The sequence below is a fragment of the Maribellus luteus genome (assembly GCF_003576475.1).
In the GTDB taxonomy this organism is placed as follows: Bacteria; Bacteroidota; Bacteroidia; order Bacteroidales; family Prolixibacteraceae; genus Draconibacterium; species Draconibacterium luteum.
In genome coordinates, this window is sequence record NZ_QWGR01000002.1 from 310,071 (window position 1) to 323,323 (window position 13,253).

At 46.0% G+C, this 13,253-nt stretch carries 10 protein-coding genes; 4 read left to right on the forward strand and 6 right to left on the reverse strand.

All coding sequences use genetic code 11. The features are described from left to right. Positions 1-35: 35 nt before the first annotated feature. The 4 genes from D1614_RS04090 to pyrF are packed head-to-tail and all read left to right on the forward strand — an operon-like array spanning position 36 to position 3,539. Entirely contained in the window at positions 36-1,205 is a 1,170-nt protein-coding gene (locus D1614_RS04090) for an AIR synthase related protein (protein ID WP_119436619.1), read from the forward strand. A gap of 34 nt (positions 1,206-1,239) precedes the next feature. Then, positions 1,240-1,521 (forward strand): GIY-YIG nuclease family protein, encoded by a 282-nt coding sequence (locus D1614_RS04095; RefSeq protein ID WP_119436620.1) that lies wholly within the window; start codon positions 1,240-1,242, stop codon positions 1,519-1,521. A gap of 57 nt (positions 1,522-1,578) precedes the next feature. After that, a complete protein-coding gene (prfA, locus tag D1614_RS04100; protein WP_119436621.1) occupies positions 1,579-2,664 on the forward strand; it encodes a peptide chain release factor 1 in 1,086 nt (361 codons plus the stop codon). Positions 2,665-2,705: 41 nt separating this feature from the next. Next, positions 2,706-3,539 (forward strand): orotidine-5'-phosphate decarboxylase, encoded by an 834-nt coding sequence (pyrF, locus tag D1614_RS04105; RefSeq protein ID WP_119436622.1) that lies wholly within the window; start codon positions 2,706-2,708, stop codon positions 3,537-3,539. Positions 3,540-3,635: 96 nt separating this feature from the next. On the opposite strand, the gene D1614_RS04110 is transcribed toward pyrF, so the two are convergent. The 6 genes from D1614_RS04110 to lipA all read right to left on the reverse strand — a co-directional run bounded on the left by D1614_RS04110 (position 3,636) and on the right by lipA (position 13,154). After that, positions 3,636-7,037 (reverse strand): DUF1080 domain-containing protein, encoded by a 3,402-nt coding sequence (locus D1614_RS04110; protein WP_119436623.1) that lies wholly within the window; start codon positions 7,035-7,037, stop codon positions 3,636-3,638. 47 nt (positions 7,038-7,084) lie between these two features. Beyond that, the gene (locus D1614_RS04115) at positions 7,085-8,305 is read right to left on the reverse strand and encodes a Gfo/Idh/MocA family oxidoreductase (RefSeq protein ID WP_206609921.1); all 1,221 of its coding nucleotides are present in this window, start codon (positions 8,303-8,305) and stop codon (positions 7,085-7,087) included. A gap of 229 nt (positions 8,306-8,534) precedes the next feature. Then, a complete protein-coding gene (locus D1614_RS04120; protein ID WP_119436625.1) occupies positions 8,535-10,916 on the reverse strand; it encodes a LamG domain-containing protein in 2,382 nt (793 codons plus the stop codon). Positions 10,917-11,100: 184 nt separating this feature from the next. Next, the gene (locus D1614_RS04125) at positions 11,101-11,544 is read right to left on the reverse strand and encodes a hypothetical protein (RefSeq protein ID WP_119436626.1); all 444 of its coding nucleotides are present in this window, start codon (positions 11,542-11,544) and stop codon (positions 11,101-11,103) included. Between the two features lie 2 nt (positions 11,545-11,546). Further along, complete coding sequence (gene lipB, locus D1614_RS04130) at positions 11,547-12,215, reverse strand: lipoyl(octanoyl) transferase LipB (protein WP_119436914.1); 669 nt, start codon at positions 12,213-12,215, stop codon at positions 11,547-11,549. A 75-nt stretch (positions 12,216-12,290) separates the two neighbouring features. After that, positions 12,291-13,154, reverse strand: coding sequence for a lipoyl synthase (gene lipA / locus D1614_RS04135; RefSeq protein ID WP_119436627.1), 864 nt, complete (start codon positions 13,152-13,154; stop codon positions 12,291-12,293). Positions 13,155-13,253: the final 99 nt, after the last annotated feature.

Consider the following 13,253-nt stretch of genomic DNA (forward strand, 5'->3'; position numbering starts at 1 on the left):
TTGCTAATTTTGTAGCCACAAAAATTTCAGCATAGATGGTAACGGAATCAAGATACAGTGCAAGGGGAGTTTCAGCATCGAAGGAAGATGTACACGAGGCAATCAGGAATGTAGACAAAGGTGTATTTCCAAAGGCTTTTTGTAAGATCGTTCCCGATATTTTAGGCGGAGACCCCGAATGGTGTAACATAATGCATGCCGATGGAGCCGGCACAAAATCGGCGCTGGCCTACATGTACTGGAAAGAAACCGGCGATCTTTCGGTTTGGAAAGGCATTGCGCAGGATGCACTGATCATGAATGTGGACGACCTTTTGTGTGTGGGAGCCACCGATAATATCCTGGTTTCATCCACCATCGGACGAAACAAAAACAACATTCCGGGAGAAGTGATTGCTGCCATTATCAACGGAACCGAGGAATTGCTCGCTACTTTACGCGAAATGGGCGTAAGCATTTACTCCACCGGTGGTGAAACAGCCGATGTGGGTGATTTGGTACGCACGATCATAGTTGATTCAACCGTAACCTGCCGCATGAAAAGAGACGACGTTGTTTCTGCCGACCGCATCAAGGCCGGAAATGTGATTGTAGGACTTTCCTCTTCAGGACAGGCAAGTTACGAAGCCGAATACAACGGAGGAATGGGTAGTAACGGATTGACTTCGGCCCGACATGATGTATTCTCAAAGTACCTGGCAGAAAAGTATCCTGAAAGTTTTGACCCGCAGGTGCCGGGAGAGTTGGTTTATTCGGGAGGCAAAAAACTGACAGATGTTGTTGATGGCCTGGATATTGATGCCGGGAAGCTGGTACTTTCGCCCACACGAACTTACGCTCCGGTAATTAAAAAGGTGCTGGATCAGTTCCGCGGTGAAATATCCGGAATGATTCATTGCTCGGGTGGTGCACAAACCAAAGTGTTGCATTTTGTCGATAACGTTCATGTAATAAAAGACAACATGTTTCCGGTTCCGCCGCTGTTTAAACTGATTCACGAGCAATCGGGAACCGACTGGAAAGAAATGTACAAGGTGTTTAACATGGGACACCGTTTTGAAATATACTGCGGTGAAGATGTAGCGCAGGAGATCATCAACATCTCTGAATCGTTCAACATCGAGGCACAGATTATCGGAAGAGTTGAATCTTTTGAAGGGAAAAAACTCACCATTACATCCGGAAACGGCACATTTGAATATTAGCTCATTCCCACTTTCGTGGGAATCTCATCAAAATATGGCGAACTTTTATGTTTACATATTAGCGAACAAGCCAAACGGAGTTTTGTATATTGGACTAACAAATGAGTTAGAAAGAAGACTGGGAGAACACAAAGACAAAGTTCTGAAAGGATTTACGTCGAAGTACAATGTAGATAAACTGGGTTATTACGAAGAATTTGATACCTATGAAGAAGCTTTTTCAAGAGAACGAAGACTGAAAAAGTGGAATAGGGAATGGAAAATTGAATTGATAGAAAAAGAAAACGCGAATTGGGAGGATTTATCAGCTGAGTGATTCTGAAGATAGAGATTCCCGTTTGCACGGGAATGAGATTAAAAGACAGGATAGATTATGGCACAATACGAATTACTAGAGAAATTTGAGTCGATCAAGCACCGCTACGCAGAAGTGGAGCAGCAGATTACCGACCCAGCTGTAATGGCAGATATGAAGCGTTACGTGAAGCTGAACCAGGAATACAAAAATCTGCAGAAGCTGGTGGGCAAATTTCAGGAATATAAAAACCTGGTAGACAATATCGAAACCGGGAAAGAAATGTTGGCTGAAGAGACCGACGAGGAAATGCGTGCAATGGCACGTGAAGAGATTGAAGCCTCGGAAGACTTACTTCCGAAGGTGGAACGGGAAGTGAAATTCCTGCTGGTTCCGGCTGATCCGGAAGACGGGAAGAATGCGATTCTCGAAATCCGTGCAGGAACCGGTGGCGACGAAGCCAGTATTTTTGCCGGCGACCTTTTCCGTATGTACTCGAAATACTGCGAGAAAAAAGGCTGGCGTCTGGAAGTTACCAATGCCAACGAAGGAACTGCGGGTGGTTACAAGGAAATTGTGGCCAAAGTTACCGGAGAAGGTGTTTACGGGATTCTGAAATACGAATCGGGTGTGCACCGTGTACAACGTGTTCCGCAAACCGAAACACAGGGAAGGGTACATACATCGGCTGCAACCGTGGCTGTTTTGCCTGAAGCCGAAGAGTTTGATGTGGAACTGAAAGAATCGGATATCCGGAAAGATACTTACTGTTCTTCCGGACCTGGCGGACAGTCGGTGAACACTACTTATTCGGCCATTCGTTTAACACACATGCCAACCGGAATTGTGGTAACCTGTCAGGACGAAAAATCGCAGCTGAAAAACCTAGCCAAAGCGATGACCGAACTTCGTACCCGTATTTACAACATGGAATACCAGAAATACATCGACGAGATTTCATCGAAGCGTAAAACCATGGTTTCCACCGGCGACCGTTCGGCAAAAATCCGCACCTATAACTGGCCGCAGGGCCGTGTGACCGATCACCGTATTAACCTGACGCTGTACAACCTGCAGGCAATTATAGGCGGTGAAATCGACGAGATCATCGAAAAACTGATGATCGAAGAAAATGCCGAAAAATTAAAAGAAGCAGCTATTTAATTTTAAAATAAGGACCGATTTCGGGCTTTCAACAAATAGAAATGAATCAACAACAACTTTTTGAGGAGATCCAAAAGAAACGCAGCTTTCTTTGTGTGGGGCTGGACACCGATATTCAGAAAATTCCTCCGCATTTATTGGAAACTTCCGACCCGGTTTTTTCTTTCAACAAGGAGATAATTGATGCTACGGCTGAGTTTTCGGTGGCGTACAAACCCAACCTGGCTTTTTATGAAAGTCTGGGCTCGAAGGGATTGGTCAGCCTCGAAAAAACAGTTGCCTATATCAAGGAAAACTACCCTGAGATTTTTCTGATTGCCGATGCCAAACGTGGCGATATTGGCAATACTTCCAACTTGTATGCGCGTGCCTTCTTTGGCGAGCAGGATTTTGACGCCGTAACCGTGGCGCCTTATATGGGAGAAGATTCAGTAAAGCCGTTTATGACTTACCCCGGCAAGTGGGTGATTCTTTTGGCGCTGACATCCAACAAGGGAGCTTTCGATTTTCAGTTTATTGAAGACCGGGAAACCGGCGATAAACTGTTTGAAACAGTGCTGAAAAAGTCGCAGCAATGGGGAAGCGAAGAAAACCTGATGTATGTGGTAGGTGCCACAAAGGCCGAGAAATTAAAAGAAATACGCGCGATTGTTCCCAACCACTTTTTGCTGGTGCCGGGAGTAGGAGCACAGGGAGGTAGTTTACAGGAAGTGGCGCACAACGGATTGAATTCGAAATGTGGTTTGCTGGTAAACTCTTCGCGCGGAATTATTTATGCTTCCGGAGAGGTTGATTTTGCCGAAAAAGCAAAAGAGGCTGCCCGCGAGGTTCAGCAGGAAATGGAAGCCCTTCTTCAGGAGGCCGGACTAATTTAAAAACATTGCACAAGCTATAAAAAGAAAGGGCTTCCTAACGGAAGCCCTTTTTCTTTACGATTATGAATACAGGTCTTTAAACCTGTGGGATAAGCATTATTTGCTCAAATCTTTGATGCGGATGTTTCTGAAATACAATTCAGAGCCGTGGCCCAAAAATCCGATGTAACCTTTTTCGCGGTCCAAACCCGGGTGTTTTTTTCCGTCGCGTGTACCATTTTTGCTGGCTTCTTTAATATCTCCGTCAACAATGGTCACTCCATTCAGAATAATTTTTATGCTTGAACCTTTTACGATTACTTCTTCGGTGTTCCATTCGCCAACAGGGTTCAGGAAGCCTCTTTTGGCTGCAATTACGCCGTAAACCGATCCGTGGTACTGGTATTCGTGCAGCTTGGCATAAATAGGAGCTGTGTTATCCAGTATCTGAAGTTCCATGCCCATGTAAGCAGCATCTCCTTCCAGCGGAGCCCTGATTCCGAGTCCGTTGTTGGCACCGGGAGTCAGTTTGAACTCAAAACGGAAGTTGAAATCGCTGTACTCGTCGGCAGTAAATAAGTTGCCGCGTCCGCCCATTTTTGGGTTGACCACCAAAATACCGTCTTCAGCATAATAGTCGGTCAGGTTTCCTTGCCAGCCATCCAGGTTTTTACCGTTGAACAGCGAAACAAAACCTTCCTCTTTTTCTTGCTGAGTTAAACCGATGGATTGGGTATCGATTTCTTTCACATATACATCGCGGAAAGCCAGTTCGTTTCCGTGTGCCTGCAATTCGATGGTTCCTTCTTCGAAAATCGGAATGCTGCGATCCCAGAAGTTGTCCATACGCACATTGTCAACTACCAACTCGCCGTTCAGGTAAACTGTTACGTTTTCACCGATCATGGTAATGTGGAAGGTGTTCCACTCATCAAGCGGGTTGTCGGCTACTTTCGACGGATTGCGAACATTGTCAGGGTTGTTGTTGTACAGCCCGCCTGATCCTACCTGTGCACCTACTTCAACGCGTGAAGTATCCCAGATCTGAACCTGTGGGGTTCCTCTCAGGTAAATGCCGCTGTCGCCTTTTTTGGTGATCTTCCAGTCAACGATCATTTCAAAATCTTTGTAGCGTTTTACTGAAACCAGGTTGGCACCGTGGCCATTAAAGATGATTTGACCGTCTTTTACACTCCAGTTTTCTACCATTTTCTTGTCGGCTTCCACCTGAGCTTTTGCTTTTTCAGCTTCGCTCATTTTGGCAATTTTGATCGGGTTGCCATCCAGCAACATACCTTGCCATCCTTCCAGGTCTTTGCCGTTGAACATCGATACAAAGCCTTTTTCGTCGGGCATCGCATCGAGGTAACGCTGAATATTGATCTTGTCGTACTGGCTGTCTTCACCCGATAAGGCGTTAAGAGCTTTTCCGAGAACTCTTTTTACGATATCGCCGGTTTGTCCTTTTTCACCGTCGTTGCCGGGCATTGCATTTTGCATTACCGAGCGGGCTGCTCTTTCAGCCAGGTCTTTGTTATCCAGGAACGGCTCCAGGTATACCAAAGCCAGGAACGTTTTTAATCCTCCGATGGCGGCGATCACACTGTTTTTGTCGCCGTTGGAAGTAGCGTAAGGCATTATTTTCCGGTACTGAAGTAATTTCTGGTCATCCGGCAAATTGGCGGAACGAACCAGTTTTACAAAGTTGGAAAAAGCTTTTTGTTTGAATTCGCCTGACGAACTTTGGCAGATTTCATACAATTCTTTGGCAGCCGAATATTCTTTCCAGGCGTTGAGTGCGTTGAAAGCAGCTTCTTTTTGAGCGCCGCTGGAAGTATTGAAATAGTTGGTTACGGTTTCAAGCGCCACATTGCCGCCAATTTCAGGCAGGATCGGGAAGATCCGCTCTTTTTTGTCGGTTGATTTTAAGGCAGTGAATACTTTACCGTTTGCTTTTTGTTCGGCGGCTACATTTTGGGTAACAATAATAATGGCCTTTTGAGTTTCGGCAATCTCGCTGGCATCAGAAACTGAAAGCAAAAGTTTCAGGAGGTCATCTGTATTGCCGTAAGCTGATACGTTTTTCAGCGCTTTAAAAGCAGCTGATTTTACCACATTTTCCGACGATTTAGTGGCGGCCAGCACATCGTCAAAATACTGAGAACCTGCCTTGGCAGCCAGTAATTCGATAACAGTAGCTTTTGTTTCGCCTGATGTATTGGAAAGTTCGCCTGCTACCTGGTAAAGGTGATCTTTGTCGAGCAGTTGAGATAGCGTATTTTTGGTAAGCTGAAGGTCGTTACCGCTTTTCAGGTGGGCAACCAAAGCAGGAATGGCTTCTTTTCCTTTTAGCTGACTTAAAGCCACAAGAGCTTCCTGTCTAACCGCTTCAGAAGCGTTGTTTATATTCTGAGCAACCAGTTCGTTGGCAAGCGTGCATCCGCGGCGTCCAAGCATCGAAATAATCTCAGCTTTTACTTCCGGAGCAGCTGCTTCCGCTTTGGCAATCCAAAGACGGGTGTCGGCAATGCCTCCTGTTTTTTCAGCAATGTTCAGCGCCGAGTAACGGAAAGCCTTGTCCGAATTGTCAACGGCTTTTAGCAACAGCGGTGTAGCCTTATAACCCATGTATTTGGCATAGATAAACAGTGCAGTAGAATAGTTGTGCAACAATTCGGGTGCCTGGTTGGCTTTGAAAACTGCTTTGCAGGCTTTTTCGAGCGTGGCAATTTCATTTTTCTGACCCAAACGATCGGCATACAAAAGGAAAGCGTTGGCTGCATCGGTTTTGTCGTAGGCAAACTTAACACCCTGTGCAGCTTTTAAAAGCAGGTTGTACGAAGCCGGATCACCAATTTGTGCCAGTGCAGTAAGTGTTGTTTTTCTGAGTTTCACTTCATCGGTTCCTGCCAGTGCTGTGATTTGCGGAACGGCTGCTGCGTAGCTCAATTCACCAAGCGCACGTACCAATGTTAGTTTGGCTTTTTCTCCGGCTGAAGGAAGTGCTTCTGCAAATAACTGAGCCGCACCTTCGCTGTTGATAGCTAGAATACACTGAGCAGCGGGTTCAACCAATTCTTCGTTGGTCAGATAAGACTTTAACGCTTCGGTAGTTTTTGCCTCGCCAACCAGGTTGAGTTGGTTCATCAAAAAGGTTTTTACTTCGGCATCTTTCTGAACAGCAAGTGCTTTTAGTAAATTGTTCTCAGCAAATGTACGTTCTTCGGTTTTCCCAAACTGACTGCTGTAGCGGGCAAAGCTATTCAATGCAAAACGAACGGCTGTGTCGTCGCCAACTCCCGGAGGGGTCAGCATTTCCAGCATTTTCTGAATTCCTTCTTCTCCCAAAAGGTAAACCTCGTTCATTGCCTTGTCAAGGTGAGAGAGGTTTTTTGTGGGCATTTGCGCCAGAATGTCGGCGACTTTGGTATCCAATGTCCGGCGGTCCTGGGCAAATCCGGTGCCCGAAACTGCGGCCAGAACAAGGATGCAAATAAGTTGAATTATATTTCTCTTCATCGTTGTTGTCGTTAATCTTTTATCCTAAAACCTAAAAATTTCGTTCACTAAATTGTCCAGGGAGCACGCATGGGCTGATTGATCAGACGGTTGGCTCCTTCATCATCGATGAACTCCAGTTTTTCAGGATCAAAACGAAGTGTTCGACCCAGGCGAACCGCAATAATTCCCAGGTTAACCAGGGTAGCCGAACGGAAACCATTCATTTCGTTCAGTGCGAATTTCTTGCGTGTTTTTACCGACTCAGAGAAGATTCCGATTTGTGGTTCCGGCTCAGGAAGCGTTTTAATAAAGCTTTGAAGATTTGGAATGTCGGATCTGAATCCCTGGTAAATTTTGCCGTTTGGTCCTTCAATGTAGGCTGCATCTTTGTCGCGGTTTTCACCATCGAGGATAATCTGGCAACCATCGGCATAAGTATAAGTGATTCTTCTCCAGCTGCCTACTGCATCGTAGTGCTGCTGCGGTGCATCCACTTCAATTTTTACCGGGCTTGTGTCGTCTTTACCCAGCATGTACTGTACCGGGTCGAGGTAGTGTTGTCCCATGTCGCCCAAACCACCGCCATCGTAATCCCAGTATCCACGGAAGTTGGAGTGTACGCGTAAATGGTTGTAAGGTCTGTACGGGGCAGGTCCTAACCACATGTCGTAGTCGAGGTTGGAAGGAACCTGTTCGGTAGGCAGGTTGTGTTGTCCGCTCCAGAAAAACTTCCAGTTGTAACCGGTAATTCCGCTCACGGTTACTTTCAGCGGCCATCCTAAAATTCCGCTGTCGATTACTTTCTTTAAAGGTTTAACGTCGGTACCCAAACCGTAGAAATTGTCTTTGAAACGGAACCAGGTATTCAGGCGGAACATACGGCCGTGGGCATTTACAGCTTCCACTACTTTTTTGCCTTCGCCAATCGTACGTGTCATGGGTTTTTCGCACCAGATGTCTTTCCCGGCTTTTGCTGCTTCAACAGCCATAATTCCGTGCCAGTGTGGTGGAGTAGCAATGTGAACGATATCCACTTCGGGGAGTTGACAAACTTCCCTGAAATCGCTAAATTCTTTCACTTTGTAATCGATCATGTTACGCGCCAATGCCAAATGTTCGGTATCGACATCGCAAATGGCCACCACTTTTGTGCCTTCGTAAGGAATATGTCCGCGACCCATTCCCCCAACTCCGATGATGGCTTTGGTCAGCGTGTCAGACGGAGCGAGGAATCCGTTTCCTCCAAGCGCGTGGCGCGGGATAATCGTAAATCCGGCACCAACCATAAGAGCGCTTTTTAAGAACTTTCTTCTGTTTGTAGTTTGATTTTTACTCATATAGCTTTTTGGTATTAAAAAATTGCAGCTTAGTGAATTAAATTGCAAGTATAAGTTACCTCAGGTTACAATATAGGGTAATATTAGGGGTAACAGCGAAGAAAATCGGACAAAAGTTCGCCGAAAATCCAAAATCCAGCGGGATGACGAGAAACGGAAATGATGTACTCAGTAGAGTCTATGAGATCTCCAGCAACTCAGAAATTGTTTTGCCAAAAGGTTGCGCATAACACTGCTGGTAGTACTTTTCGAAGTGTTCCAACGATTCGTGCGCTTGTGTATTTTTCCCCAGTTTTAGCAGCGCTTTTATTTTATAGCTGAGAATGGTTTCGTTTAAGGGGTCAAAAATCAGCAGCGCCTGCGACAGGCGAAGCACGGCCTCGTGGTTCTGCATAAAGGTTTCATCCAAATAAAGTGGCAGCAACGTTTCGAGCAGTTCATCCGAAATTTTGCTTTTGAAATCATCGAGCCACACGTCGTCCATGTGCGGAAGCAGCGCTCCCTTTTCGATGATCAGGAGAATTTTGTTCAGAAGCCCGGAATGGATGCCGGTTTTGATGCTTTGTTTAAACTGTTCGATAAGCAGGAAATAATCGGCGAGGTCGCAATACACATCGTCGTCGAGGGTAATTACCCATTTCCGGTTGTTGTATTCGATGTTGATACCGCTGTTTTGTTCAATGATCTCGCGGATACGCTGTACCTGGGTCCCCCGGTTGTTTTTCGCACTCTCGGCAGGATAGCCCGCCCAAAGATGGTTGGTGAGCTGTTTGGAACTAAGCCCGTTTTCGCGTAAAGTGGCAATTAGCACCAATACAAATAACTGTTTTCTTCGGGTGGAAAAACGGGAAGTCAGGTCTTCTCCATCGCGGTTAATAATTTTAAAACCACCAAAAAACTGGATGGAAGGGCCGGTATTTTTCCGTTTTTCTTTCAGCGAAATGATGGTTTTTGGGGTGCTGTATGACGGCTTCGAGATTCGGTGTTTTCTTTTCCGGAGGAGAAGAACCATAAAGCCAGCCAGTAGAACCGCTAAAGGCAAAAGCCAGAGCCAGGAAAAGCTTGCCGGTTCGGTTTCTCTTTTTATGCCCTGCTGATACAGGCGTTCCACTTCAACATCGCTCAGGGCGCGGTCCCAAATGGTCAGGTCGTCCATCATTCCATGGAACGATTCGTCCCACAGATTGGTACCTATTAAAAGTGAATATTCCGTTGAACGGATGTTGGCGGCAGTGTCAATCCCCACCAACTCACCGTTTTTAAAGAAGCGTACGGTTTTGCCGATCGAGATCACAAAGGTTATTTGCTGCCACTCGTTGATTTTAACTACGGCTGAATCAATTACGTGGTCTTTGATTCCGGGCGAAGTAAAGAGCAGGTTTCCGTCCCTGAATTTTACCGACAGCGCTTTCCCTTTTCCGATTATGCTTCGGTTTCCGCTTATGTCGGTAGGCTTTATCCAGGCACTTACCGTAAAATTATCGTTGAGCTCGATGTCGGTGTCGTAGTCAATGTAATTGTCTTTTCCGTTGAACACGGCACACCATCCCCGCAACGAGTCTTTCCGGTACTCGATGTTGCTGTAAGGAATTTCGGTATTGGTTGCAACCGCATTGTCAACATTCTGCTCAAAGGGAAGCATCAAAACCATTCCGTCTTTCAGATCCTTTTGGCGGGCGTAAAATATCTTGGTGCTTTCAGAGGTGAAGCTGTTAAAGGTGAACACGTCGGGCGAAAAATGATAACCATCCTTGTACGGGCTCAGTTCGGTTTGCGTGGTGTGTATCTTCCCAAACGACTCCAACTGAGGCAATTCTTTCCAGGTAATTCCTTCTATCGGTAGGTTGTCAAAAATTACATTGGCAGTGTACCACTTTTGTTTTGAGAAATGCTGATGGTAAACGTCAAAAATCTCTTTGTGCCGCGTAACAAAAAAGTTGGGTAGCTTTCCGGTACGCTCGTTAAAAAGCTGCGGCGTTTTCTCCGGATGTTGTTTTAATGAATCGGGCAGGTTTTTTAAAGCCGCATCGAGGTAAAAAACAACCAGGTCATTTTCGGGTTTTCCTTCAAAACCAGCCCGTGTTTCGGCCGGAAACCCAACAGGAACCCTGTAGCTGCAGGCAAGTTCTTCCAACGAATAGGAGAAAGCTGTCGCTTCGGGAGTGAACACAAAAAGCCTTTTGTTTTTTGCCAGGCAATCCGGGATGTTTTCGATGGTTTGTTCCCCGGGTATGGCCACAAAGCGGGAAATACTGTCGGATCCGGGCTTTAGAAAAGATTCAGCGAAGTCCTGCGTGGCGATAAAAGTAAGAATTTCGCTATCGTTATTCTCCATGAATTTATTTGCCTCGTTAAAAAGATGGATGCCTGAAGCACCTGGAGAAAGAATGAACGCACGGTATCCTTCAAGCAAATCCTGCTTTATGTTTCCGTTGGTTTCAGTGGAAAGAAATACATATTCCTCCAGGCTGTTTTTCGCGATTGAATGGAACGGAAATAGCAGGAAAAACAATGCCCCGAAAAAGGCATAACCCCAATTTGACCTGTAAATACATTGCATGCTAACAAAAATAGAAAAAAGACGCAGAGTAGAGTGGGATGCAAGGTGAAATTAGTACAGGATAAATACGAATGGCTGTGTATTTCACTACTTTTCAAATGGTAATGAACAAAAGAAATTAGCTTACACCGCCCTGCCCGGTTCCCGCCCGGGCAGAATTAATTTCTGCGATAAAGGAAGCTGCTTATTTAAGCCGGGTATATGTTTCAATTATCAAACGATCGACCCCGAGATTTTCGATTTTCTCGATTCCTTTTTGAACGAGCGTATCGTTGTTGATTGTTATTTCAAAGTCAAAAGTATGATCTTCCCATTCGCGGAAATTGCAAAACTCCAGGTGTTCGGTGTAGGTCGTTCCGTTTAGCGAATATTTTCCTCCGCCTGCAACAAATACAGCCGTAGAATCGGTGCCTTTATTCAGGTCGTGGCGAAGAAAGGAAAAGTGATTGGCATTGATGATCTTAATGGTTTTTTGCCCGTCGGTGTAATCGGTAAAAACCGTATCGTTTTGCTGAATCGTTTCACCCGAAATCAGCAGCCATGTTCCTTCAATCGGCAGCTTCGTTTCAGAAGCAGGTTGACACGCCCAAAATAAAGGTAGGATTAGCAGAATGGTCAGTTTTTTCATATTTAGTAGATCGTATTGAATTTTTCCATAGCGATTTTTTTTACTTCCTCCATCGAGATTTCCCGGCCCAGTTCCTGTTGAATGGAAGTAACTGCCGAAGAGGCAAAGCCGCAGGGGTTGATGTAATTGTAGTAACGCATGTCGGTATTTACGTTTAGCGCAAAGCCGTGCATGGTAACATAGCGGCTTACGCGCACCCCGATGGCGCAGATTTTCCGGGCGCGCACTTTATGGTCGGCCTGTAGCCAAACACCGGTGGCACCTTCTTTTCTTCCGCCTTCCAAACCGTATTCGGCAATGGTGGCAATAATCGCGTCTTCCATTTTTTCGATGTACTCGCGTACGCCTATTTTTAGGTTTTCCAGGTCAATAATGGGGTAGCCCACCAATTGCCCCGGGCCGTGGTAGGTAATATCGCCGCCGCGGTTGATCTTGTAATAGGTGGCGTCTATTTTCTTCAGGAAATCAGTATTGGCCAGCAGGTTTTTTTCGTCGCCGCTTTTGCCCAGCGTGTAAACATGCGGATGCTCCACCAGGATAAAACTGTTGCGCGCCGTTGGTTTTCCGGTACTGCGTTTTTCGGCTACAACTTCCTGCAGCCTTTCTTCCTGGTAATCCCAGCAGGCTTTGTAATCTTTCAGTCCTAAATCGATGTAGTTAAAATCTGCCATTTTTTTGTTTTTAGCTTCGAACTGCGAGGTCAGGGTTTTGCATCTGTCAACTGCCACTGAATACTGATCACTTTCCTACGCATTCACATGTTCCTCGGCACGGTACGAACTACGCACCAGCGGCGAGCTTTCCACAAATTTAAATCCTTTGCGGATACCAATGTTGCGGTATTCCACAAATTTTTCGGGAGTAATGTATTCTACCACCGGCATGTGTTTGGGCGTTGGTGCGAGGTACTGTCCAATGGTCATTACTTTGCAGCCAGCCTCCAGCAGGTCGTCCATGGTTTTTAGCACATCTTCGTGCGTTTCGCCCAGACCAAGCATTATCCCCGATTTGGCTCGCCCAAAATGGTCGGCCACATATTTTATCACTTCAAGGCTGCGGCGGTATTTGGCTGCAAAACGAATAAAGGGTGTGCGTTCTTCGGTAGTTTCCAGGTTGTGCGAAATCACATCCGGGCCGGCATCAATCACCTGCTGAATAAGTTCCGTTTTTCCCCTGAAATCGGGAATCAGCACTTCAATCTTGGTTTCCGGGTTTACGCGTTTTACTTCGCGAATGGTTTCTGCCCATATTCCTGCTCCCTGGTCTTCCAGGTCGTCGCGGTCGACCGAAGTAATCACACAATGTTTAACACCCATAATGCGCACCGATTCAGCCAGTTTCTTGGGTTCTTCCAGGTCGGGAGCCAGTGGTCTTCCGTTGGGAACGGCACAGAATTTACAGCGGCGGGTACAAATGTTCCCCAGTATCATAAACGTGGCGGTACCCCGGTTCCAGCACTCCCCAATGTTCGGGCAGTTTCCGCTGGTGCAAATCGTATGCAAACCGTGTTTGTTGACCAGGTTCTTCACTTTCGAGTAGCTTTCCCCTTTTGGCATTTTCATCTTCATCCACTTCGGCAGGCGCTCCCTGCCATTCAATTCATGTGCCATATCAAAAAAATTTCTGCAAAGTTATTAGTTTAAAAATGAATACAGGATGAAAAACTCTCAAATACTAAAATTGTTCTGAAAAAAACACTTCTTCCTGTA